Annotated in this window: 23 protein-coding genes; 16 read left to right on the top strand and 7 right to left on the bottom strand. The window is 61.8% G+C overall.

Annotated elements, in window-relative coordinates; translation table 11 throughout:
- Positions 1-2: 2 nt before the first annotated feature.
- From DMO26_RS10980 to kduI, 3 genes are all read left to right on the top strand, one after another.
- On the top strand, positions 3-1148 hold the full coding sequence (locus tag DMO26_RS10980; RefSeq protein WP_117192093.1) for a glycoside hydrolase family 88/105 protein: 1146 nt from the start codon (positions 3-5) through the stop codon (positions 1146-1148).
- Between the two features lie 147 nt (positions 1149-1295).
- Positions 1296-1922 (top strand): class I SAM-dependent methyltransferase, encoded by a 627-nt coding sequence (locus tag DMO26_RS10975; RefSeq protein WP_117192092.1) that lies wholly within the window; start codon positions 1296-1298, stop codon positions 1920-1922.
- 130 nt (positions 1923-2052) lie between these two features.
- Positions 2053-2901 (top strand): 5-dehydro-4-deoxy-D-glucuronate isomerase, encoded by an 849-nt coding sequence (gene kduI, locus DMO26_RS10970; RefSeq protein WP_117192091.1) that lies wholly within the window; start codon positions 2053-2055, stop codon positions 2899-2901.
- 19 nt (positions 2902-2920) lie between these two features.
- Here the strand turns inward: kduI and DMO26_RS10965 are convergent, their stop codons facing one another.
- From DMO26_RS10965 to DMO26_RS10950, 4 genes are all read right to left on the bottom strand, one after another.
- Positions 2921-3148: a hypothetical protein gene (locus DMO26_RS10965; protein ID WP_117192090.1), complete on the bottom strand. Its 228-nt coding sequence runs from the start codon at positions 3146-3148 to the stop codon at positions 2921-2923.
- 1 nt (position 3149) lies between these two features.
- A complete protein-coding gene (locus DMO26_RS10960) occupies positions 3150-3350 on the bottom strand; it encodes a hypothetical protein (RefSeq protein ID WP_162894812.1) in 201 nt (66 codons plus the stop codon).
- 91 nt (positions 3351-3441) lie between these two features.
- Positions 3442-4734 (bottom strand): L-rhamnose catabolism isomerase, encoded by a 1293-nt coding sequence (rhaI, locus tag DMO26_RS10955; protein WP_117192089.1) that lies wholly within the window; start codon positions 4732-4734, stop codon positions 3442-3444.
- Positions 4735-4959: 225 nt separating this feature from the next.
- Positions 4960-7056 (bottom strand): bifunctional rhamnulose-1-phosphate aldolase/short-chain dehydrogenase, encoded by a 2097-nt coding sequence (locus DMO26_RS10950; protein ID WP_117192088.1) that lies wholly within the window; start codon positions 7054-7056, stop codon positions 4960-4962.
- A 201-nt stretch (positions 7057-7257) separates the two neighbouring features.
- Here DMO26_RS10950 and DMO26_RS10945 point away from each other — a divergent pair, with 201 nt between their 5' ends.
- From DMO26_RS10945 to DMO26_RS10915, 7 genes are all read left to right on the top strand, one after another.
- On the top strand, positions 7258-8073 hold the full coding sequence (locus DMO26_RS10945) for a DeoR/GlpR family DNA-binding transcription regulator (protein ID WP_117192087.1): 816 nt from the start codon (positions 7258-7260) through the stop codon (positions 8071-8073).
- Between the two features lie 50 nt (positions 8074-8123).
- Positions 8124-9119 (top strand): rhamnose ABC transporter substrate-binding protein, encoded by a 996-nt coding sequence (gene rhaS / locus DMO26_RS10940; protein ID WP_117192086.1) that lies wholly within the window; start codon positions 8124-8126, stop codon positions 9117-9119.
- 188 nt (positions 9120-9307) lie between these two features.
- Positions 9308-10837 (top strand): sugar ABC transporter ATP-binding protein, encoded by a 1530-nt coding sequence (locus DMO26_RS10935; RefSeq protein ID WP_117192307.1) that lies wholly within the window; start codon positions 9308-9310, stop codon positions 10835-10837.
- A 10-nt stretch (positions 10838-10847) separates the two neighbouring features.
- The gene (locus tag DMO26_RS10930) at positions 10848-11837 is read left to right on the top strand and encodes an ABC transporter permease (protein ID WP_117192306.1); all 990 of its coding nucleotides are present in this window, start codon (positions 10848-10850) and stop codon (positions 11835-11837) included.
- Positions 11834-12841 (top strand): ABC transporter permease, encoded by a 1008-nt coding sequence (locus DMO26_RS10925; protein ID WP_117192085.1) that lies wholly within the window; start codon positions 11834-11836, stop codon positions 12839-12841. The genes DMO26_RS10930 and DMO26_RS10925 overlap by 4 nt, the downstream gene beginning before the upstream one ends.
- Positions 12838-13164 carry an L-rhamnose mutarotase gene (rhaM, locus tag DMO26_RS10920; RefSeq protein ID WP_117192084.1) on the top strand — a complete coding sequence of 109 codons (327 nt, stop codon included), beginning with the start codon at positions 12838-12840 and terminating at the stop codon, positions 13162-13164. Before DMO26_RS10925 ends, rhaM begins: the two co-directional genes overlap by 4 nt.
- Positions 13161-14546: an FGGY-family carbohydrate kinase gene (locus DMO26_RS10915; protein WP_117192083.1), complete on the top strand. Its 1386-nt coding sequence runs from the start codon at positions 13161-13163 to the stop codon at positions 14544-14546. Before rhaM ends, DMO26_RS10915 begins: the two co-directional genes overlap by 4 nt.
- A 27-nt stretch (positions 14547-14573) precedes the next feature.
- Here the strand turns inward: DMO26_RS10915 and DMO26_RS10910 are convergent, their stop codons facing one another.
- Positions 14574-16700 carry a putative bifunctional diguanylate cyclase/phosphodiesterase gene (locus DMO26_RS10910; RefSeq protein WP_117192082.1) on the bottom strand — a complete coding sequence of 709 codons (2127 nt, stop codon included), beginning with the start codon at positions 16698-16700 and terminating at the stop codon, positions 14574-14576.
- 406 nt (positions 16701-17106) lie between these two features.
- Entirely contained in the window at positions 17107-17499 is a 393-nt protein-coding gene (locus DMO26_RS10905; RefSeq protein ID WP_117192305.1) for a RidA family protein, read from the bottom strand.
- 80 nt (positions 17500-17579) lie between these two features.
- On the opposite strand from DMO26_RS10905, the gene DMO26_RS10900 reads away from it, so the two are divergent.
- From DMO26_RS10900 to DMO26_RS10875, 6 genes are read left to right on the top strand one after another with little or no spacing between them, the layout of a single operon-like run.
- On the top strand, positions 17580-18383 hold the full coding sequence (locus DMO26_RS10900; protein WP_117192081.1) for an ABC transporter ATP-binding protein: 804 nt from the start codon (positions 17580-17582) through the stop codon (positions 18381-18383).
- Positions 18380-19111 (top strand): ABC transporter ATP-binding protein, encoded by a 732-nt coding sequence (locus tag DMO26_RS10895; protein WP_117192080.1) that lies wholly within the window; start codon positions 18380-18382, stop codon positions 19109-19111. The genes DMO26_RS10900 and DMO26_RS10895 overlap by 4 nt, the downstream gene beginning before the upstream one ends.
- On the top strand, positions 19111-20016 hold the full coding sequence (locus DMO26_RS10890) for a branched-chain amino acid ABC transporter permease (RefSeq protein WP_117192079.1): 906 nt from the start codon (positions 19111-19113) through the stop codon (positions 20014-20016). The genes DMO26_RS10895 and DMO26_RS10890 overlap by 1 nt, the downstream gene beginning before the upstream one ends.
- Positions 20013-20957 (top strand): branched-chain amino acid ABC transporter permease, encoded by a 945-nt coding sequence (locus tag DMO26_RS10885; RefSeq protein WP_117192078.1) that lies wholly within the window; start codon positions 20013-20015, stop codon positions 20955-20957. The genes DMO26_RS10890 and DMO26_RS10885 overlap by 4 nt, the downstream gene beginning before the upstream one ends.
- Positions 20958-20959: 2 nt before the next feature.
- On the top strand, positions 20960-22276 hold the full coding sequence (locus tag DMO26_RS10880; protein ID WP_117192077.1) for an NAD(P)/FAD-dependent oxidoreductase: 1317 nt from the start codon (positions 20960-20962) through the stop codon (positions 22274-22276).
- 17 nt (positions 22277-22293) lie between these two features.
- Positions 22294-23559 carry an ABC transporter substrate-binding protein gene (locus DMO26_RS10875; RefSeq protein WP_117192076.1) on the top strand — a complete coding sequence of 422 codons (1266 nt, stop codon included), beginning with the start codon at positions 22294-22296 and terminating at the stop codon, positions 23557-23559.
- Positions 23560-23600: 41 nt separating this feature from the next.
- Here DMO26_RS10875 and DMO26_RS10870 read toward each other — a convergent pair whose 3' ends face one another.
- On the bottom strand, positions 23601-24299 hold the full coding sequence (locus tag DMO26_RS10870) for an alpha/beta hydrolase (protein ID WP_162894811.1): 699 nt from the start codon (positions 24297-24299) through the stop codon (positions 23601-23603).
- Positions 24300-24426 lie beyond the last annotated feature (127 nt).

The following is a 24426-nucleotide window of genomic DNA, read 5'->3' as shown; positions in this document are numbered from 1 at the left end:
CAATGCTTCAGGACTACTTCGAGAATTACGCCCGCAATTACGAATATTATAAAGGCGGTGCCTGGTGCTACGAGGACGGTTGCCTCTATCGCGGCCTGATCGCGCTTTACGAAGCGACCGGCGAGCGCCTCTGGCTGGATCATCTCGTCCGTCTGGTGAGCGGCCAGGTCGACGCGCAGGGCCGGCTTGTCGGCTACGCGATCGACGAATTCAACATTGACAACATCCTGCCTGGCCGGGCGCTCGTCTTTCTCCATCGGCTGACGGGCGAGAGCCGCTGGCTTGATGCCGCCGCCCCGCTGGCGCGGCAGCTCGAAACGCATCCGCGCACCGGCAGCGACGTCTATTGGCACAAGCTGCGTTACCCGCATCAGATCTGGCTGGACGGGCTTTACATGGCGCTGCCGTTCAAGGTGGAATACGCCCAAGCGGTCTCAAAGCCACAGGCTGTCGAGGACGCGCTCCGCCAGTTCACGACGGCGCTCGACCTCACCTATGATCGGCAGGCGGATCTTTATCGCCACGGTTACGACGAGGCCCGGCAACAGGCTTGGGCGGATGCGGAAAGCGGCCTTTCGTCGGCCCATTGGGCAAGATCGATCGGCTGGCTGGCGATGGCTTTCGTCGACATCACCGAAAACCTGCCCGCCGGCGTAGCGCGGCGGGAGTTGACCGACCGCGCCGCGGCGCTGGCATTCCGGATCATTGCTCTTCGCACCGCGGATCACCGCTGGCTGCAGGTGATCGACCGGCCGGAAGAGGTGCAGAACTATCCCGAAAGCTCGGCCACGGCGATGTTCTCCTATTTCCTCCAGAAGCTCGCACGGCTCGGCGGTCCAGCCGCCTTTTCCGAGGCCGGCCGAGCGAGCCTGCAATCGCTGACCGGACAGGAGCTGCGGCGGGATGCGGATGGGCGGTTGAGGCTTCACAACATCTGTTGCGTCGCAGGTCTCGGAGGCTTCAACGGCCGTTATCGCGACGGCACGGTCGGCTATTATCTCTCCGAGGAAATCCGCCCCGACGACATCAAGGGTGTCGGACCGCTGATGATGGCCTATGCGGAAACGCTGCTGGACACGCCAGCGATGATGTCCCAGTCTGGGCGGCCGGGAGACCAGGCGGAGTTCAGCGCCGCCGTCAACCGATAGCAGGGCTCGGTGGTATCAGATCGAACTTCTGCTATGAGTGGAAAGCAAAACGCTCGTGTTGTCACTAAATGCCGAAAGTGTAAAGCGCGCAACAGGCTCATGAGCCTCTCGCTCATCGGGGTCTTCATCTTGAGGGAGGAGCGCTAGATGAGCACCGACAGGGACACTGTACGGTCCTATGATATGGTCGCGGCGGAATACGCGGCTGAAGCCGCGGCGATGCCCGGATGGGTCGCGACAGAGATCGATGCGTTCGTGACCGAACTGGGTGGCTCGGGGAGAGTGCTGGAGATCGGAAGCGGCGGCGGGCGGGATGCACTTGAGCTTGAGAAGCGGGGGATTAGCGTCCGGCGCACCGACATTTCGAAGGGCTTCGTTGAACTGCTTCGCGAGACTGGCTTCGAGGCCGACCTGTTGGACCCGCTGACCGAAGACCTGGCCGACCCGCAGCGCCCCGGCACGCCGTACGATGGAATCTGGGCCTGTGCCTGCCTGATTCACGTCGCGCGTGAAGATTTGAGCGTGGTGCTTGGACGGCTTGCGGAGGCGACCCGGACCGGCGGCCGGCTGCACGCCTCGGTTAGAGAAGGTGATGGCGAGGATGTATCCATACACGGCAGTGCTGCAGCGCCTCGGCGCTACGTCGAAACGTATTGGCGCGAGCCTGCCCTGCAATCCGCACTCACAAAGGCCGGCTGGATTGTCAGCCAGGTACATCGATACATCGGAAGCCCAGATGATCGGTGGCTGAGTGTTCGGGCGAGCCGGGCATGACGCACACAGAGTTCCAGGCCCGTATCGGAAACCAGGCCGGGCAGACCGAACTTCCGGTTCGGATTGAAGCCGAAGTTTAAACTGAGACACTACCCGGCGCTCGTGCCGAGAAACGCGGAGAAAACAGACCATGACGATCGACGTCCGGACGCGCCATGCCGTTCACTACAGCCAGTCGGAGCGCATGACGAGCGCGGAGTTGCGCGAAAATTTCCTCATCGAGGACCTCTTTGCGGCGGGAACGCTGCAGGCCGTCTATACCCATTACGACCGCATGCTGGTGGTCGGTGCCGCGCCGACGCAGGCAAGCCTTGGCGTCGGCAACGAACTGGCGAAGATTGTCGGCGCCGAATACCTGCTGGAACGCCGCGAACTCGGCCTGATCAATGTCGGCGGCCCGGGCCGCGTCATCGCCGACGGCAAGGCCTACGAACTCCAGCCAATGGACGGGCTCTATCTCGGTATGGGAACGAAGGAGATCGTCTTCGAGAGCGACGACCCGTCGACGCCGGCAAAATTCTACGTCAACAGCGCGCCGGCTCATGCAAGCCTTCCTTCGCGGATCGTCAGCCGTACCGATGCAATTGAAAACAATCTCGGCGACGGAGCGACCTCCAACAAGCGCAAGCTTTATCAGTATCTCCATCCGAAAGTCCTGCCAACCTGCCAGCTCCTGATGGGCCTGACCCGGCTGGAAACGGGCAGCGTCTGGAATACAATGCCGGCCCACCTGCACGACCGGCGGATGGAAGCCTATCTCTATTTCGAGATCCCGGAAAACGCTTTCGTCGTGCATCTCATGGGCCGCCCGGAGGCGACGAACCATCTGATCGTCCGCAACGAACAGGCGGTTCTCTCGCCTCCCTGGTCGATCCACTGCGGCGCCGGCACGGGCGCCTACGCTTTCATCTGGAGCATGGCGGGCGACAACCAGTCCTTCACCGACATGGACATGATCGACATGAAGGTCCTGCGGTAGCCGTCATCCGCTGAAGCGGCTATCCCCGATATCTGCCTTCATTCATCTCCGCTGGATCGTAGTTCGGATCCCAATCCTTCTCGGGTTTCTTGCCTGGGGGATTGCGATGCGCCGTCGCGTCCTCAGATCCGGTGATGACGGTGGGCTTGGCGCTAAGGACGCCACTGCTTTTCCTGTCGCCCTGGGATTTGGCGAACTGGCCTTCGGCATCGGCCTCCGGGCCGGGCTTCACATGACGGTTCTGCATCTCAGTCTCCCTTGGTCTTGCCCGCATGAGACAGTTTTTCCCGGGAAGGATCCTGATTGTTTTCGTCGAGGGCGTCCCGGTCACGGTCGGGATCATCCTTCGCCGGCAAATATCCCCGTGGCGTGTTTTCCTGCGGTCCTTCCCAGCGGGGGGACTGAGCGGTTGTGCCGGGTGCTCCGGTTTTAGGCGTAGTGATACCCATGTTAGGTTCTCCTTTTCAGGAGGCTAACAAGCAAGGGCGCCGGGAGTTCCGATTTCACTCATCGCGGACGCGGCTTCTTCGAAAGAAACGGTCAGACGATCCCGCCGCCTGCGGCACTCGATGCCGGACGCTGGGCTGCCACTTGCCCGCGATATCCGCTGGCGCGATAGGTCGCGATGGGGTCGATAGCTCCGCCGGCGCGACGGCGGGCTTCGGCGAGGATCGGCTCGACATCAGCGCGATAGGCGCGCTTCAGGCTTTCGGACGCCATCAGAGCATCGTTGTCCTGCTGATAGGCGTCGAGCGCTTTCCGGTTGACCAGCAGGGCCTGGGCATAAGCGCGGCGGATCTCGTTGGCACTGGAAATCAAACTCTCGATCGGATCGGTCACGTTGTGCGACTGGTCGATCATATGCGCCGGATGAAACCCTTGGACGCCGCGATGCTCGGCATCCACGAGTTCGTTGAAGACCAGGAACAGCCGATAGGGCTCGATCGCCCCGGCATCGAGATCGTCGTCGCCGTATTTCGAATCGTTGAAATGGAAGCCGCCGAGCTTGCCGAACTGGATCAGCCGCGCGACGATCATCTCGATATTGGTGTTCGGCGCGTGGTGGCCGAGATCGACGAGGCAGAAGGCTTTCGGACCAAGCGTATTGGCGATCAGGTAATTCGTGCCCCAGTCCTGCACGACCGTCGAATAGAAGGCCGGCTCATACATCTTGTGCTCGGAAAAGAGCCGCCAGTCGTCCGGCAGTGCCTTGTAAATCTCCGCCATCGAGGCGAGGTACCGTTCGAAGGCACGGGTGAAATGGCTCTGGCCCGGAAAATTCGAACCGTCGCCGATCCACACCGTCAGCGCCTTGGAGCCGATCGCCTTGCCGATCTCGATACATTCGAGATTGTGATCGATCGCCTGGCTCCGCGTCGCTGCATCCGTGTGGCTGAGCGAACCGTATTTGTAGGAATGCGCCTGACCCGGCGCGTCGGAAAACGTGTTGGAATTCATCGCATCGAAGCCAAGGCCGAGAGCATCGCCCTTGGCGCGCAGCTCCTTCGGATCGGTCTTGTCCCACGGGATATGCAGGGAAACGGTCGGCGTCGCCCGGGTCAACTGATGGATGACGGAGCAGTCTTCCAGCTTGTCGAAAATACCGCGCGGCTCGCCCTTGCCGGGGAAGCGGGCAAAGCGTGTGCCGCCGGTGCCGACGCCCCAGGAGGGAACAGCAACGAAGAATTCCGCGACCTTGCTGGTAACCGCTTCGATATCGATGCCACGGCGCGACAGGCTTTCGCCGAGCGCGGCATAATCGGATTTCAGCGCCGATGCGCGCTTGTCGTTTTCGGCGGCGATAACATCCGCGGCGATTTTCAGTTCCGTCATATGTTCCCTCCCATTGAGTTCTCTTCGCCCGTTATTTCACCCCGTCATTCCTGTGTTTGTCACACGAATCCCGCCAGCCCGGGCCTTTCGGCTAGGAGGGCTCTTTTCCGTTGCGGACGCAACGCCGCTGGTTCCCTGTGACAAGCACAGGGGCGACGAAAGAGATGAACGCCCTATTGCCCCCATCGGTCCTTCGGGTCACTTCTCCCCGAAGGAGAAGGGAGTTCACCGCGTAAAGCTCTGCGCATTTCCCGCATCGACATTGATGATATTGCCCGTCGACTTCGACGACGCGTCCGATGCGAGGAAGTAGATCGCTTCCGCAATATCCTCCGGGAAGACATTGAGCTTCAGCATCGAGCGCTTGCGGTAGTGCTCCTCCAGCTCCGAAACCTCGATCTTCGAGGATGCCGCCCGCTGCTCGCGCCATTCGCCGTTCCAGATCTTCGAGCCGCGCAGCACCGCATCCGGATTGACCGTGTTGACGCGGATGCCGGCGTCGGCGCCCTCCAGCGCCAGGCATCGGGCGAGATGAATTTCCGCAGCCTTCGCCGTGCAATAGGCGGAAGCGTTTGGCGATGAGGCAAGCCCGTTCTTCGATGCGACGAACACGACATTGCCGCCGAGCTTCTGGCGGCGGAACAGCCGGAAAGCTTCACGCGAGACGAGGAAATAACCGGTTGCCAGGATGTCGATGTTCTTGCTCCACATGGCAAGCGTGGTCTCTTCCACCGGCGCGGAAGAGGCAATGCCGGCATTCGAGACGAGGATATCGACACCGCCGAATTCCGCGCAGGCTTCGCTGAATGCGGAGAGAACCCCGTCCTCGTTGGTCACGTCGAGCAGCACGCCCCGCACCGCATCCTTGCCGAAGGACTTTTCGAAATCCGCCTTGGTCTGGTCGAGCGCCCCGCCGTCGATATCGGCAAGCACCACGCAGGCGCCCTCACCCATCAGCCGTGCAGCCGTCGCCCGGCCGATGCCGCCGGCGCCACCGGTGACGAAGGCAACCTGCCCGGCCAGGCTCTTCGGCTTCGGCATGCGCTGCAGCTTCGCCTCCTCGAGCAGCCAGTATTCAATGTCGAAGGCTTCCTGCTCCGGCAGCCCTTGATATTCGGAAACCGTGGAAGCGCCGCGCATCACGTTGATCGCGTTGACGTAGAATTCACCGGCAATGCGCGCGGTCGCCTTGTCGCGCGCAAACGACAGCATGCCGATTCCCGGCACGAGGAACACGACGGGATTCGGATCGCGCATCTTCGGCGAATTGTCGTGCTTGCAGCTCTCGTAATATCGGGTGTAGTCGGCGCGGTAATCCTTGAGCGCTTTGTCGAGCGCGGCGATCACCGCATCGACATCCGGCTTGGCGGGATCGAAATCGAGGATCAGCGGCCGGATCTTGGTGCGCAGGAAATGGTCCGGGCAGCTTGTTCCCAGAGCGCCAAGCGGCTTCAGGTGCTTGGAATTGACGAATTCCAGCACTGCGTCCTGATCGTCGAAATGGCCGAGCTTGCGTTCGCTTTTCCCGATGCGGCCGCGGATTTCCGGCATGAGTTTCGCGGCGATCGCGCGGCGCTCCGGTGCCGGCAGGCTCTTTGCAACCGCACCGCCGAAGATCGTCTTGCCTTCGGTCTGCCGCGCAAACCACTCGATCGCCTTGTTGATGATTTCGAGCGTCAGTTCGTAACAAGCCTTGGCGTCGTTCGCCCAGGTGAACAGGCCGTGGCTTTCCAAAACGACGCCCTTGGCATCCGGATGGGCTCTGACGAAAGCCTCAAGGTCAAGGCCGAGCTGGAAACCTGGGCGCCGCCAGGGCAGCCAGCCGATCTCGTCACCGAAGATCTGCTTCGTCAGTTCCTTCGAATTCTTGGAAGCGGCGATCGCGATGATCGCGTCCGGATGCATATGATCGACATGCGTGAAGGGCACGAAGCCATGCAGCGGCGTATCGATCGAGGCGGCACGGGGATTGAGATTGAAGGTGCAGTGCGGCAGGAAGCCGACCATGCGGTCCTCGTCCTCGACGCCCTTGTAGATGCCCTTCAGCGCTTCGAGCTTTTCCATGTAGAGGGTCGCAAAACCGTCGAGCTTGATCGTGCCGACGTCGCCGCCCGACCCCTTTACCCACATGACCTTGACCCTGCTCCCGGTCAGCGGATCGGTTTCCATCACCTTGGCCGAGGTATTGCCGCCGCCGTAATTGGTGATCCGCTTGTCGGCGCCGAGGAGGTTAGAGCGGTAGAGCAGCTTGCCCGGCTCATCCAGCTTGGCGGCGTAGGAATCGTCCCAGCGGTTTTCGAGAAGACGGGTTTGGCCCGACATCGCTTTCCTCCCAACGTGTTTTTCGGCTCATGGCTGCCGGTCGGCTGCCATCTCCCGACAGCCGGTATCGCGCATCGCCTTGCCGAATGTCAATCAAAAACGATCATAAGCTTTCATTGTGCAGCGCAATAAAATCGAATTTGATCGTTTCTGATTGACAACGTGAGTTTTCAAGTAATAGTTGATGCTCAGGAGGACCCCATGCACGAACGTGAACGCCATCGCATCATTTTGAGCGCCATCCAGGAAAAGCCCGTCATCACGGTGCAGGATATCGCCGAATTGACGGAGGCCTCGGAAGCGACGATCCGGCGCGACATCGCCTCGCTGCATGTTCAGGGCAAGCTCCGGCGCGTGCGCGGCGGCGCGGAAGCCGTGCATCCGCCGCAGATCGGCCAGCTTGCCGCCCGCTCCTTCAAGGTATCGGAGGCGGTCAATATCGACAAGAAGCGCGCTATTGCCCGCCGCGCCGTCGAGCTTTGCGACGAAGGCGACTCGGTCATCATCAACGGCGGCACGACGACGTTCCAGATGGTGCATTTCCTTTCGGCCCGCCGCCTGCAGGTGATGACCAACTCCTTCGCAATCGCCGAACATCTGGTCAAGCATTCGAAAAGCACGGTGACGGTGCCGGGCGGCGCGATCTATCGCGAGCAGAGCCTGATCCTGTCGCCATTCGAAAACGATGCTATCCGCAATTTTTACGCCCGCCGCATGTTCATCGGTGCGCAGGGCGTCGGGCCACTCGGCGTCATGGAAGGTGATGCGCTGGTGATCCAGAGCGAGCAGAAGCTGATGCATCAGGCAGAAGAGCTGATCGTCATGGTGGATTCATCGAAGTTCCACCGCCGTTCCAGCCTCATTCTCTGCCCGCTGCAGCGGGTGACGACGATCATTACCGATGACGGCGTTTCAGAAGAAGCCGCGCGGATGATCGAGGAAGCGGGCGTGACACTCGTGATCGCCGGCGCCGTCCAGGCGGATGCAGCCAGGGAGGATTCCTCGTCGGCCGCGTGAGGAGCGGCGGGCGGGAAAAAAGTTCACGATTTAACTGGGAGGACTGAACCATGAAACTTGCCAACAAATTAGCTATCGGCGTGGCGATCGCCTTCGCCGCAATGACCACGGCAGCCAGTGCCGCCGATATGAAGATCGCGCTCGTCGTCAAATCGCTCGGCAACGGCTTCTTCGAAGCGGCCAACAAGGGCGCGCAGGAAGCGGCCAAGGAACTCGGCGGCGTACAGGTCATCTATACCGGCCCGACGAGCACCACCGCCGAAGGTCAGATCGAGGTGATCAACTCGCTGATCGCTCAGGGCGTCGATGCCATCGCCATCTCCGCCAACGATCCGGACGCCGTCATTCCGGCACTCAAGAAAGCCGCCCAGCGCGGCATCAAGGTCATTTCCTGGGATTCCGCCGTCGCCAAGGAAGGCCGCATCATGCACCTCAACCCATCCTCCAACGAACTGATCGGCAAGATGTGCCTGACGCTCGCCAAGAACCATCTGGAAGGTGGCAAGGGCGATTTCGCCATTCTTTCGGCCACCACCACCTCTACGAACCAGAACACCTGGATCGCTGAAATGAAGAAGCAGATCAAAGACTTTCCGGGCCTGAACCTCGCAACGACCGTCTATGGCGATGACCTTGCCGACAAGTCCTATCGCGAAGCCCAGGGCCTGCTGAAGTCGCAGCCGAACGTCAAGGTGATCGTCGCTCCGACCACGGTCGGCGTGCTGGCCGCCTCGCAGGCCGTCAAGGATGCCGGCATGATCGGCAAGGTCTACGTGACCGGGCTCGGCCTGCCGTCCGAAATGGCCGGCGCCATCAAGTCGGGCGCCACGAAGGAATTCGCCATCTGGAACCCGATCGACCTCGGTTATTCGGCCACCCAGATCGCCTACCACATCGTCAAGGGCGATACCGACGCCAAGCCGGGCTCGGCAATCAAGGCCGGCCGCATGGGCTCGATCAAGATCGGCGACAACGGCGAAGCCGCGATGGCAGATCCCTTCGTCTACAATGCCAAGAACATCGACGAGTTTTCGAAGATCTTCTGATCCTGGAAGTAAATTGCCCCTCACCCTAACCCTCTCCCCGCATGCGGGGAGAGGGAGCATGCCCCACCCGCGGTCAGCGATCGAAGGAAACGGTGCGGCATATTTCCTTCTCCCTACACGCGGGGAGAAGGTGCCGGCAGGCGGATGAGGGCTTTACAAATGAAACAACAATGAGCGCTGTCGCATCCATGACCGACCAAAGACCCGTCGCGCAGGCGTCGGCGACCGAAACTGGGCCCCTCCTGGAAATGCGAGGCATCAGCCAGGTCTTTCCGGGCGTGAAAGCGCTCGATAGTGTCAGCATAAGCCTTTTCCCGGGCCAGGTGACGGCTCTGATCGGTGAAAACGGCGCCGGCAAGTCGACGCTCGTCAAGATTTTGACCGGCATCTACCGCCCCAATGAAGGCGAAATGCTCATCGACGGCCAGCCGGCGGCATTCCACAGCGCACAGGCGGCAATCGATGCAGGCGTCACCGCCATCCACCAGGAGACCGTGCTTTTCGACGAACTGACGGTCGGTGAGAACATCTTTCTCGGCCACGCTCCGCGGACACGTTTCGGCACGATCGACTGGCGGGAGATCAACAACCGCTCAAAAGCGCTCATGAGCCAGCTCGAAAGCGAGATCGATCCGACGATCCGCCTTCGTGACCTCTCCATCGCTCAACGCCACCTTGTGGCGATCGCCCGGGCGCTCTCGGTCGAGGCGCGCATCGTCATCATGGACGAACCGACCGCCGCCCTTTCCCGCAAGGAGATCGACGACCTTTTCCGCATCGTCGAGAACCTCAAGCGGCAGGGCAAGGCGATCCTCTTCATCAGCCACAAGTTCGACGAGGTTTACGAGATCGCCGAAAACTTCGTGGTTTTCCGCGATGGCCGCGCCGTCGGCCAGGGCAGGTTGAAGGACACGCCACAGGACGAGATCGTCCGGCTGATGGTCGGCCGCGACGTCAAAGACGTCTTCCCCAAAACGAGGGTCGAGATCGGCGCGCCGGTTCTGTCCGTCGAGCGCTACAGCCATCCGACCGAATTCCGCGATATTTCTTTCGAACTCCGCCGCGGCGAGATCCTCGGCATCTACGGCCTGATCGGTGCGGGCCGTTCCGAACTCTGCCAATCGCTGTTTGGAATCACGCGGCCCTCCACAGGCCAGCTCTTCCTGGAAGACCGCCCGATCGACATTCGCTCGTCAAGCGACGCGATCCGCGCCGGCATCGTCTATGTGCCCGAAGAGCGCGGCCGGCACGGTCTCGCGTTGCCCATGCCGATCTTCCAGAACATGTCGCTGCCGTCGCTCGGCCAGACCTCACGCTCCGGTTTCCTGAAGGCGGCGAACGAACTGGCGCTCGCCCGCAAATATGCCGAGCGGCTGGATCTGCGCGCCGCCGCCCTTTCCGTGCCGGTCGGCACGCTGTCGGGCGGCAACCAGCAGAAGGTGGTGATCGGCAAATGGCTTGCGACCCGGCCGAAGGTGATCATTCTCGATGAACCCACCAAAGGCATCGACATCGGTTCCAAAGCCGCCGTGCACGGCTTCATCAGTGAGCTCGCGGCCGAGGGCCTGTCGATCATCATGGTCTCGTCCGAACTTCCGGAAATCCTTGGCATGTCCGACCGGGTGATGGTGATGCGCGAGGGCCTGATGGCCGGCATGTTCGAGCGCGACCGGCTGAGCGCCGAAACTCTGGTCCGCGCCGCGACTGGCAATGCGTGAGGTCACGACAATGAACCGCCTTCTCAAGAACCGCGAAATCCTGCTGGTCGCCATCATCGTCGTCATGATCGCAGGCTTTGCCACCCGCGCTGAAGGCTTCGCGAGCCCGGCCAATCTCGCCAACATCTTCAACGACACGTCCATCCTGATCATCCTGGCGCTTGGCCAGATGGCGGTGATCCTGACGAAGTCGATCGACCTTTCGGTCGCCGCCAATCTTGCCTTCACCGGTATGGCGGTGGCGATGACCAACGCTGCCTATCCCGACCTGCCGCTGGCCCTCCTCATCGTTCTGGCGATAGGCATCGGGGCGTTTCTCGGTGCGATCAACGGTTATCTCGTCTGGGCGCTGCAGATCCCGCCCATCGTCGTGACGCTGGGCACGCTGACGATCTATCGCGGCATGGCCTTCGTGCTGTCGGGCGGCGGCTGGGTGAACGCTCACCAGATGACGCCCTCCTTCCTCAACGTCCCGCGTCTGCCTGTGCTTGGATTGCCGGTCCTCTCTTGGATCGCCATATTCATCGTCATCGGCGCCTGGTTCGTGCTGACCCGCCTGCCCTTCGGTCGCGCCGCCTATGCCTCCGGCGGCAACCCGACGGCAGCTGTCTATGCCGGCATCGATATCGGCTGGACGAAATTCCTCGCCTTCGTTCTGTCCGGCGCGCTTGCCGGCCTTTCCGGTTACCTCTGGGTATCGCGTTATGCCGTCGCCTATGTGGATATCGCCGCCGGTTTCGAACTCGACACGGTCGCGGCCTGCGTCATCGGCGGCATTTCGATCGCCGGCGGCATCGGCTCGGTCGCCGGCGCGGTCCTCGGCGCGCTTTTCCTCGGCGTGATCAAGAATGCGCTCCCCGTCATCGGCATCTCCCCCTTCGCGCAGATGGCGATCTCCGGCATCGTCATCGTGCTCGCCGTCGTCTTCAATGCCCGTGCCGAAAAGAAGGCCGGCCGCATCATCCTGCGTGACCGCGCAGTTCCGGAGGGCTCCGCATGAGCGACACCGCAACGACAAAACGTGCGATCCCTGACCGGCTCGGCACCCGGACTTCGCGCATCCTTGCGAGCTGGGAAGTCCTGCTCTTCGGCGTCGCGGTGCTGATCTTCGTCTTCAACGCGTTCGCCTCGCCCTATTTCCTGAACGCCTGGAACCTCTCCGACGCCACCTTCAACTTCACCGAAAAGGCGATGATCGCCTTCGCCATGGCGCTGCTTGTCATCGCCGGCGAGATCGACCTGTCCGTGGCTGCGATCATCGCGCTTGCCTCGACCACCATGGGCGCGGCGGCGCAGGCTGGTATTGGCACGCCGGGTCTCGTGGCAATCGGCATCGCCGTGGGGCTCGCCTGCGGTGCCTTCAACGGCCTGCTCGTTTCCGGACTTAGGCTCCCTTCGATCGTCGTGACGATCGGCACGATGAGCCTCTTCCGCGGCATTTCCTATATCGTCCTCGGCGACCAGGCCTACGGAAAATATCCAGCCGATTTTGCCTTTTTCGGACAGGGCTATGTCGTATGGGTCTTTTCCTTCGAATTGGTGCTGTTCATCACCCTTGCAATCGCCTTCGCCATCCTCCTGCACGCGACGAATTTCGGCCGCCACGTTTATGTGATCGGCAATAACGAGTTCGCTGCACGCTTCTCGGGCATTCCGGTCGAACGGGTAAAGTTCATTCTCTTTCTGCTGACCGGCCTGATGGCGGGCGTCGCCGCGGTCTGCCTCACCTCGCGGCTCGGCTCGACACGGCCGTCGATCGCCCAGGGCTGGGAGCTGGAAGTGGTCACCATGGTCGTGCTCGGCGGCGTCTCGATCCTCGGCGGGGCCGGCACAATCGCCGGCGTCGTCATCGCCGCCTTCGTCATGGGTCTTGTCACGTTCGGGCTTGGGCTCCTGAACGTACCCGGCATCGTCATGTCGATCTTCGTTGGCCTGCTGCTGATCATCACCATCGCCATTCCGATCGTGGCGCAACGCTTCAAGGAAATGAGCCTCGGAAAATGAAACCGGATTTGGAGAAATACGCCTTCAAGATGAAGCTCAATCCGGGCATGGAGGGCGAATACAGGAAGCGCCATGACGAAATTTGGCCGGAACTGGCCTCCTTGCTGCACGAGGCGGGCGTCAGTGACTATTCCATCCATCTCGACCGCGAGACAAATATCCTGTTCGGCGTGCTGAACCGCCCGCAGAACCACACGATGACAAGCCTGCCGGATCATCCGGTGATGAAAAAATGGTGGGCGCATATGGCCGATATCATGGAGACCAATGCGGACAATTCGCCGGTCGCGACCGATCTCGTGACGGTCTTCCACCTGCCATGAGCACACCGCGGAAAGTCGCCGTCCTCGATATCGGCAAGACCAATGCCAAGGTCGTCGTCGTCGATTGCATGACAGGTGCCGAGGTTGCGGAAAGGCGAACGCCGAACCTCGTCCTCTCCGGCCCGCCCTATCCTCGTTACGATATCGAGGCGCTCTGGACCTTTGCACTGGGGGCTCTGGCGACCTTTGCCGAAAACCCTGGTTTCGACGCGATTTCCATCACCACGCATGGCGCCTCCGCCGTGGTTCTCGATGCGGCTGGAAACCTGGCATTGCCGGCCGTCGACTACGAGCACCAATACCCGGACGACATTCAAGAGGCCTACGCCTCCCTTCGTCCGGCTTTTTCCGAAACCTTTTCGCCTGCCCTGCCGGGCGGATTGAACGTTGGTGCGCAGCTTCACTACCAGAAGAGCAGGTTTCCGAAGCAGTTTGCCCACGTCCGCACGATCATGACCTATCCCCAGTACTGGGCCTTCCGGTTAACGGGGATTGCAGCGAACGAAGTCACCTCGCTCGGCTGCCACACCGATCTCTGGCGACCGCGGGAGGGAACATATTCCTCGCTGGTCGATACACTCGGCATCCGCACACTCATGCCGCCGCTGCGTTCGGCTTTCGATGCGCTCGGTCCTGTTCTGCCGGGCGTTGCCCAAAAGATCGGCCTGACGAGATCGACTCCGGTCTATTGTGGCATCCACGATTCCAACGCGTCGTTGCTGCCGCACCTGATCGGCCGGGAGCCGCCGTTCACGGTCATCTCGACCGGCACCTGGGTCGTCAACTTCGCGGTCGGCGGCGATCTCGACCATCTTGATCCGAAACGTGACGCCCTTGCCAACGTGGATGCCTATGGCCGCGCCGTGCCGTCGTCCCGGTTCATGGGCGGGCGGGAATTCGAGCTGCTGGCGGCCGAGTTGGGCGACCTGGACCCGGAGGCCGCATTGGCCGCGATACCGCAGGCGATCGAAAAGCGCATCATGCTCCTGCCCAACCTCGCCGCAGGCTCCGGCCCCTTTCCCGGCCGGCAGCGACAATGGATCAACGACGGTGGTGCCGCGACGGCCGAACGCTGGGCCGCCGCCTGCCTATACCTGGCATTGATGACCGAAACCTGCCTCGGTCTAATAGGGGCAAAGGGACCGGTACTGGTGGAAGGGCCGTTCTCCTCCAATCCTGCCTACCTAAAGGCCCTGCAGTCGCTCCTTGGCCGCAATGTCCTTGCAATCGGCGGCACGACGGGGACCAGCCATGGAGCGGCCCTGGCCGCAGGCGCCCCCTTGATCGCGCATGAAAGCGTCAGACAGCCTTGGGGAACTATCGAGGGTATCGCGAACTATCGAGCCGATTGGCACCGCCGGATCACTGCTTCACCAATATAAGGCAGCAGGATCGCCTTCCACGATATCTCAGGCGGCGGCCTGCTCGGCAAGAAAAGCGTTCAACTCGTTCGCCGGCATCGGCCTGCCGATCATATAGCCCTGCAACTGGTCACAGCCCGCCGCCCGCACGACGTTCGCCTGGTCGGCCGTCTCGATACCCTCGGCGGTCACTGGGATCTCCAGCGCTTCGGCCAGCGAGATGGTCGCACGCAGGATTTCCAGCCCCTTGCGATCCCGATGCGCAGCCGTCACGAGCGAACGGTCGATCTTCATCCGGTCGAAACCGAATTCCCGCAGCGTCCCGATGCTGGCATAGCCGCATCCGAAGTCGTCGAGCGCAAAGCGTACGCCAATCGCTCGAAGCGCGTCGATCGAGCGTCTGGCGTGGTCGGGATTGGACATGAGCACGCCTTCGGTGATCTCCAAAGTGAGCCGCCGAGGGTCGAAATCCTCGTCGCCAAGCAGCGCTTTGACCTCGGAGGAGAAGTTCGGGTTGCAAAGCTGCAGCGGCGAAACATTGACGGACAGATTGAGATGAGGCCATAGCTTGGCTTCACGGATGGATTTCCGCAGCATCTGCTTTCCAAGCATATCGATCAGGCCGCATCTCTCGGCAAGCGCGATGAATTCGTCGGGCCCGATGCGGCGATGAGGGGTGAGCCACCTCGCCAGGGCCTCCACTCCGAGCACTTCACCCGTCGCAGCCCGCGCCAACGGCTGAAAGAAGGGCTGGATCTCGTCCCTTTCCAGCGCCTGCCGCAGATCCTGTTCGAGGGCTGCGACTTCCTCCCGCTGGCGATCGAGCTGCTGGTCATAGTGCACGGCCTGTCCCCGCCCGGCTCCTTTCGCCTCGTAGAGAGCGAGATCGGCGCGATGCAGCAGATCCTGCGCTCCATTGCCGGCACCCTCAACGGCGATGCCGACGCTGGCGCCGACCTCGATCGTTCGCCCGCCGATCAGGAACGGGCTTCTGAAGATATCGAGCACCAGGGCACCGATCTTCGCGGGATCGGTTTGGCCCACCTGAACCAGCGCAAACTCGTCGCCGCCGAGACGTGCCACATGGGTAACCTCGCCATGCACCGTGCGCAGACGATCCGCGACAAGGGTCAGCAACTGGTCACCGACAGCATGTCCCCAGGCGTCGTTGACGGCCTTGAAGCCGTCGAGATCCAGCAGATGCAATACAAGCGGCGGCCTATTGCCGGACACAAGGAGGTGATTGAGAGCCTCGAGCAGGCCGAACCTGTTGTGCAGACCGCTCAGGCTGTCATGAGTCGCCTTCTGATGAGCAAGTTCCGCCATTTTCCGCAGCCGCCTCGTTTCCGCACCACCGGCTGCCAGCACGCTCACGAGATACAGCACGAGCACGACCGCCGAAGCGGCGATGGTCGGGTAGACCTCCGAAAAGATCTTGGCTCCGGGTTGTTGGCTCGGCCAGCTCAGCCGCGCGACTTCGGCACCTTGCAGGTCGTTCAGAGGTATGCTGAGGAGCTTTTCCGGAGAGCCCGTCTCAAGTCGGAGCCCCTCAAGCTGATGATCCGCCGCCATCGTATCGATCACCTCGGGCGTGACGATCTTGAGAAAGCTCAAGGTGGCGTAGGCGCTGTCGGTCACGTTCTCGGAAAAAGGCTGTACGGCCTGGGACGCCACCAGGACTGTCTCTCCATCGGCTCTGAAGAAGCTTGTGGCGGCAACGGATCTTACGATCGAAGCCCGCTCGATCTGTTGCAGGAGACCCTGCCCCAGATAGGACAGCGGCTCGAATTCCTGCCCTTTGAGATAGGCTGAGATGATGCTCTTTTCGGCGTCGGCGGCGGTGAGGATGACGCCGTCATAGAGCGGATAATCCTGGCTCGTCTCGCCCCAATTCTCATAGGCCCATGTTTTCGCATCGCCCTGGGTTATCGCCTCGTAGGCTTCCGTCCACACCGCATTGTCCTGCACCGTCGATGCCAGCCGCTTCTCGACGGCCTTGACCGCCGCTTCCGCGGCACGTACGGCGCGCCCGTCATCGATCACGTTCGCAGCATCGCGCATATGGCTGATCACGCTCGCTCCCAGCCAACCCAGGAGAACTGCAACAAAGACGAACAGGGCGGTAGTGATGATAACGGAACGTATCTGACGTCCGGCCGGAGCGCGTGAATGCATGTTGCCACCGTGGAACAGAAATGGAATTGCCCAGGGATGGGGCTGCAGATCGACTTCATGTCCGCATTTGCGCTGCGCATTTTTATTAGCATCGACGGATATTAAAAAGACTAATAAACGTGGTGAACGATTTTTGAGATATCGCTGATAAATGACCTGCGATTTTTGACAACGGGACACCCGATGTCATTTTCCCAGCCGAGGATATCGCGGATTTTCAAGGCTGCGGTGGCTTATCGCCGGAGGGACCGTTACCTGCCACCATTGGCGCGAACTGGACCTCAAAGACTGGCGACAGGCCGTCCTGGGTTATTTTTCGGAGCGTTAAACCGGTTGGCCCACGGTAAGCCAAACAGCCGGCTACACTTGCCAAGCCTCGCTGTCCATGAACCGTTTGCCGGCATAATCAGCCGCGCTTCAGCGCAGTGACTTCCAGCTCCACCTTCATCTCTTCCATGGCGAAGCCGCAGATGATCGTCGTGTTCGTGGGACGCGGATCGGAGAATGTTTCGCCGAGCACTTTGGAGACAGCCATGACGTCGTCGCGGCTGGCAAGATAGACCCTGACGCGCACGATGTCCCTCAGCGAAGACCCCGCCTTCTCCAGCGTCTCCGAGATCGTCTTCAGAGATTGGCGCGCCTGCTCGGCCGCATCGCTCGAAATCATGCCGCCGTTCGCAAAGTCATAACCGGCGGTGCCGGACACGAAGATCCAGGGGTCCTGGACCACGGCGCGGGAATAACCGGCCATTTCCTCGAAGCGCGAACCCGAGCTGATCGTCCAACGTGCATCCGTCATGAATTTTTCGCCCATCCATCTTGTTTGATCACATGATCATGCATAAGCTCCTCAGTCAATAAACATAACGGGGAACGCGGATGAGCAAAGAACCCTTGCCGCTTGGCGGCAGGAGGATATCGGGCCGTCTGGATATCAGGAATGCCGCGCGCAGCTTCAATGCGGTGCGGGCGGTGGACGGCGTGTCCTTTACGGCGGAGCCTGGCCGGATCACCGGCCTGATCGGTCCGAACGGTGCAGGCAAGACGACCCTCTTCAACGCGATCGCCGGGGAACTTGGCGTCGACAGCGGCGAGATCGCCCTCGATGGTGAACGTATCGACGGACTTTCGCCCTATCGGGTCTTCTCTAAGGGTCTCGCCCGGACGTTTCAGATCCCGCGTCCTTTTGGCGGCATGACGGTGCTGGAAAATGTTATGCTCGTCCCCGCTTCGCAACATGGCGAACGCTTCTGGAACACGTGGTTCCGGCCCGGTCTCGTCGCCCGCGAGGAAAAGGCCAATCTCGGAAAGGCTCGCGCCATCATCGAATTCTGCGGCCTTTCGCCGGTGGAAAAGCAGCTTGCGGGCGCTATTTCCGGCGGGCAGCAGAAGCTTGTCGAGCTTGCCCGTGCGCTGATGGCCGATCCGAGGATCATCCTACTCGATGAACCCGGTGCCGGCGTCAATCCGGCCCTGCTCGACACGATCGTCGACCGCATCGTCGAACTGAACAAGCGCGGCATGACCTTCCTGATCATCGAGCACAACATGGATTTCATCATGTCGCTCTGCGACAAGGTAGTCGTCATGGCTGCCGGCAAGGTCATTGCCGAAGGCCTGCCGGAACATGTCCGCGCCGACCAGATGGTCGTCGACGCCTATCTCGGAGGAGCTGCGGCATGAAGGCTCCCCTTCTCGAAGTCCGTAACGTCACCGCCGGCTATCGGCCCGACCTGCCGATCCTCCACGGCGTATCGATTCATGTCGGCGCGGCGGAAATGGTGACCGTGATCGGCCCGAACGGCGCGGGCAAATCGACATTGGTCAAGGCGATCGCCGGCATCGTGCCGATTTCGGCAGGCTCGGTCGCCATTAAAGGCACCGACGTCACGAACCTCCTCACCCACAAACTCGCGACCGCCTCGATCTCCTATGTGCCGCAGACGGCAAACGTCTTCACCAGCCTGACGATCGATGAAAACCTGAGGCTTGGCGCCGCGACCCTTTGCAAGGCCGATGCCGCGCGGCGCATCGCCAAAGCCTACGACGACTTCCCCGTTCTTCTTCGATATCGCGGCAACAAGGCGAAAGTCCTGTCGGGCGGCCAGCGGCAGATGCTCGCCGTCGCCCGCGCGCTCCTCAGCGAACCGCGCCTGCTGGTGCTCGACGAACCGAGCGCCGGTCTCTCGCCTCTGATGGTCAGCGAGGTCTTTTCCCGGCTGAAGACGCTCGTTTCGACCGGCGTCGCCATTCTCATGGTCGAACAGAACGTCAAGGCGGCGCTCGCCATATCCGACCGCACTTATGTGCTCGCCGAAGGCCGCAACCGCATCGATGGAATATCGTCGGAACTCGCCGGCGACACGGAAGTCGCCGCCATCTATCTCGGCGCCGGAGGTCGTAAACGCTGATGCTTCAGGCTCTCGCAGACGGCATACTCACCGGATCCATCATCGCGCTCGGGGCAATCGGCCTGACGCTGACGATGGGCATCCTGCGTTTCGCTAATTTCGCGCATGCGGAACTGATCACCTGGGGCGCCTACATGGCGCTCGGAACGCTCGCGATAACCGGTGCCTTTGCCGGCCCGATCGCCCCCTTTTCCTTTGGCGTGCCGCTGATCTTCGCAACGCTGATCGCCGCGGTGCTGACGGCGGCGCTCGCGCTGCTGATCGATTACCTCGTATTCCGCCCCCTCCGGAGCCATACCAACCACATGACTGTGGTCTTTGCCTCCTTCGGCGTATCGCTTCTGGTGCGCATGGCCATCCTGCTGATCTTCGGCGGCAGCGCCGAATACTACTCGAACGAGCTGCAGATCGCGATCCGGGTCATGCCGGGCCTGAGGGTCATGCCGGACCATGTCTTCACGCTCGGCCTCAGCATCGTCATCGTCGTAGTGCTGCATCTGTTCCTGCAGAAGACCCGGCTCGGCCTTTCGATGCGGGCCCTCGCCGAAAACCCGGACCTCGTCCGCATCAACGGCATCGATACCCGCATCGTCGTGCGCTGGACCTGGGTGATCGGCGCAGCCTTGGCCACCGTCTCCGGCGTTCTCTACGGGCTGACCGTCCAGCTTAGGCCCGAGATCGGCTTCCAGCTTCTTCTGCCGCTTTTTGCCGCCGCCATTCTCGGCGGGGTCGGCAATGTCTTCGGTGCGGTCGTCGGCGGTTTGATCGTGGGGTTGGCGGAATCCCTCTCCGTCCTCTTCGTTCCGGCCGGTTACAAGATGGCGGTGCCTTTCTTCATTCTGCTCGCCGTTCTCTATGTCCGCCCGAGCGGCATTTTCGGCGGTTTGCGCGGAGGTGCGAAATGAGCGGCTATATCGCTTATCTCGTCTTTTTCCTCATCGTCGCGCTGACCTATTCCATCGTCGTCATGGGCCTGAACCTGCAATGGGGTTACACGGGCCTGTTCAATGCCGGCGTGGTCGGGTTCTTCGCAATCGGCGCCTATGGCACCGCAATCCTCACCGGCCCCGACCGGCCGGAACTCATCGGCGGCTTCGCCCTTCCCTTCCCCGTCGGCGTCATCGGCGGAATGGTCCTCGCAGCGCTGGCGGCCCTGCTCGTCGGGCTTGCGACGCTGAGGCTGCGCGAGGAATATCTGGCGATTTCCACCTTTGGCATTGCCATCAGCATCCAGCTCGTCGGTCTGAACTTCGATGCGCTGACCGGCGGCGCGCAAGGGCTGACCGGCATTCCGCGCCCGCTCTTCGCGGTTTTCGGCACGCCCGGTGCCTATAATCTCTTCTACCTCGTCCTCGTCGGCACGGTGACGGTGATCGTTTATTTCGCCCTGCAGGTGGCTCTCCACTCTCCCTGGGGTCGCCTGCTGAAGGCGATCCGCGAGGATGAAACGGCCGCCGCCTCGCTCGGCAAGAATCCGGCGCTGGTGCGGCTCCAGGCCTTCGTCCTCGGCTCTACGCTGATGGGGCTGGCCGGCGGGCTCTATGTCGGCTTCATCGGTTATGTCAGTCCGCTCGATTTTCTGCCGCTCCTCACCTTCCAGATCTGGGCCATGCTGATCGTCGGCGGCAGCGGCAACAATCGCGGCGCAATCGTCGGAGCGGTCGGCGTCTGGGCGCTCTGGACCATGAGCGGTTTTGCCATCAGCCGGCTGCTGCCGGTGCATTACCAGAGCCAGGGCGGTGCGATCCAGGTCATCATTATCGGCCTCCTCATCGTGCTGACGCTGCTTTTTCGCCCTCGCGGGCTGATTGGCGAAGCGCAAGCCGTATCACGGCATGTGAGGTAGCCATGCCCGAACCCAATCCACCTACCTTTTGGCATGCGACGACGGAACTCACCGCCTATCCGCAGTTCGAAGGGGATGCCTGCGCCGATGTCGCGGTCATCGGCGGCGGTTTTACGGGTTTGAGCGCCGCCCTCAGGCTCGCGGAGCGAGGCGCTTCGGTTGTCCTCCTTGAAGCCCATTCCATCGCCTTCGGCGCCAGCGGCCGCAATGCCGGCTTCGTGGTGCCGAACTTCTCCAAGGCCGATCCCACCTATGTCGCTTCGAAACTCGGCGAGGAAAAGGGGCAGAAACTCTTGCGCCTCGTCGCCCAAGGCGGCGACCGGGTTTTCGAGATCGCCCGGCAATACGGGATCGAGGACGCCCAGCGCAGTGGCTGGCTGCAGCCGGCCCATTCTCTGGAAATGGCGGAGGTCGTCAGGAAGCGTGTCGAAGCCTGGCAGCTCTTCGGACGTCCGGTGGAATGGCTGGATGCCGAAGAGGCCCGCAAACGAACCGGCATTCGTCTCTATCAAGGTGCACTGTTCGACCGCTCCGGCGGGACAATCAATCCGGTCGCCTATGCACATGGCCTCGCCAGGGGCGCCGCAGCCCTCGGCGCTCGGATCTACGAACAGTCATCGGTCACGGCCGTGGAGGCGGAAGCCAACGGTTGGCGTGTAGTCACGCCGGCCGGCTCGGTTCGGGCCGGGCACGTGCTGCTCTGCACCAATGCCTTCGGGGAAGGCCCTGCGGAACGTCTCGGCCGGACTACCATTCCTCTCCAAGTCTACCAGATCGCCACCGAACCGCTGGACGCCGCGGTCATCGCGCGCTTCTCGCCGCGTCGCGAACCGATGTCCGATACGCGCGCCAACATTTTCAGCTACCGGCTGACCCGCGACAACCGGCTGATTTCCGGCGGCATGGCGATCCTGCCCTTGGGCGCGGAACGGCGCATGGCCCGCACCATCGCCGACCGGCTCGCCTGCGAACTCAGGCTGCCTTCGGTACCCCGCGCAGACTATATCTGGCGCGGAACGGCGGCCGTCACGACGGATTTCCTGCCGCATCTCTATAAGTTCGGGCAAAACTTCATCGGGGCTACCGGCTGCAATGGCCGCGGCATCGCCATGACGACCATGTTCGGCGACGTGTTGGCCGATGCGGTCCTCGGTTCGATACCGCTCGACCAGCTCGCCGTCCCGCTCATGCCGGCGGAAACCGTGCCTTTCCGAAAGATCGCGCGGGCCGCTCCATCCTTCTTCCTGATCCGGGGACTGATGTCCGACCGCCGGGCAATTACAAGAGCAGCGCATAAACCATCGTCAACCGCCGCATGATAAAAAAGGGAACGGAAATGAAAAAGCACCTTCTTCTGTCGGGCACCTTCGGTCTCGGCCTCATGGCGGGCGCGCTACCCGCCGCCGCGCAATCCTGCGAAATTCCGGTCGGGTCCGTGCTGTCGATCACCGGCTCGATGGCCGCGATCGGCAAGGCGATCGGCGATGCCGGCCAGCTTGCCGTCGATCAGTTCAACGAAGCGGGCGGCGTTGCCGGCTGTAAGGTGAAATACATTCTGCGCGACGATCAGGGCTCTCCGAACGTCGGCGTCGATGCCGCCAAAACCCTCGTCGAGATCGAGAAAGCGCCGGTCGTGCTCGGCGCCATCCAGTCCGGCGTCACCATGCCGATCCTGACTTCGGTCACCGTGCCTGCCAAGGTCGTGCAAATCTCCTGCTGCTCATCCGCTCCGACCTTTACCCAGCTTGCCCGCGACGGCGGCACCGGCGGCTACTGGTTCCGCACCCTGCCGACCGACCGGCCGCAGGGCGTCGTCATGGCGAACATCGCCAAGACCAAGGGCTACAAGAAGATCGCCATCATCCATGTGAATTCGGATTACGGCGTCTCGCTCGCCCGCTCGTTCAAGGCATCCTTTGAAAAGCTCGGCGGCGCAGTCACCGGCGTCACCCCTTATAACCAGGAACAGGCCTCCTACCGCGCCGAAGTCAATGCCGCCCTCCAGGGCGATCCGGATTCGCTCTTCCTGATCGCCTTCCCGGCGGATGGTGCAACCGCTCTTCGTGAATGGATTTCCTTCGGCGGTTCGCAGAACCTCTTACTCAGCAACTCGCTGCGCGCCGACGAATTCGTGAAGTCGGTAGGCGCCCAATACCTCACCAAGGCGCAAGGCATCGACAATGCTCAGACGGAAGGCCTGTCCGTCGATGCCTTCAACAAGGCTTGGACCGCGAAATTCGGCAAGGCGCCGAACGGTCCCGGCCTGCACACCATGTATGACGCAGCCGCCGTCGCCCTGCTCGCCATGGAAAAGGCCGGCAAGCCGGACGGCACTGCCATACGCGACAACATCCGCGCCATCACGACCGGCGACGGCGAGGTCATCTATCCCGGCCCTGAAGGCTTCAGGAAGGCAAAGGAACTGATCAAGGCCGGCAAGGCGATCCGTTACGAGGGCGCCACCGGGCCGATCTCCTTCGATCCTCAGGGAGACGTCACCGGTCCCTACCTCATCTGGGGCGTCGGCGACGGCAAGCTGACCGTCGTCGACAAATGGGACAAGAAGCGCGTCGCCGACGCCATTACCCAGATTGACAAGTGAACACAAACGGCGCGTGGCGGTGGCACGACCGCCACGCCCTATCAAACCAGGAGCCCCATCTGGCGGCGGACGGCCTGATTGAGAACGTTTTCCGGTTCGGCAAGCGCTTCGCTGAGCACGGTAATGTGGTTGGTATTCGGCACTTTGAGAAGCGAAACCGGGAATCTGTCCTGATGGCAATGCTGGACGAACGATTCGGACTGACGATGGAATTCCTCCGTTTCGTCATTGCCGAGGGTGACGATCAGCGGCGCGGCAAGGTCGTAGGTGCGATTGAGCGGGCTGAAAGCTGCCACTTCCGCTGGCGTGAGATTGAGGGAATCGTTCTGGAAGGATCGCGTTACCGGCTCGAGGTCATAAATGCCGCTGATCGCCGTCACCCCCCTGATGGCATTCTCCGGCAACCGCGCCTTTGCAAGGGACGGGCGATCGGCGAGTTCCGCAACCAGATGCCCTCCGGCGGAATTGCCGGAGATGAACAGCCGGTCCGGATCGCCGCCATATCGCGCGCAATTCCGGTAGGTCCAGGAAAGCGCCTCGCGGCAGGCCTCGACCACGCCGCCCATACGCGTTTCAGGCATGAGCGGATAGTCGATCACCACCAGCATGGCGCCGAATGGCACGAACCCCGTGGCAAGGAAGCTGAACAGGTCCGCATCCAGCGATCGCCAGAAGCCGCCATGGATGAAAAGCTGCACTGGCCCAGGGCCGGACGCGGCTTCGGCAGGAAAGATGTTCAACGTGTGATCTGCGTGGCCTCCGTAGGGCACCTTTCGAAATACCTGATGCCGTACTAAAGCCGCATCCGCCAGCAATCGGCGACGCGTGAAAATATCTGAAAGGCCGGGCACATGGTCGAGGCTGAAC

It is taken from the genome of Rhizobium terrae (genome assembly GCF_003425685.1).
GTDB classification, from domain to species: Bacteria; Pseudomonadota; Alphaproteobacteria; order Rhizobiales; family Rhizobiaceae; genus Neorhizobium; species Neorhizobium terrae.
Note: the sequence above shows the minus strand (reverse complement) of the source record. Positions and strands in the feature narration are given on the sequence as shown.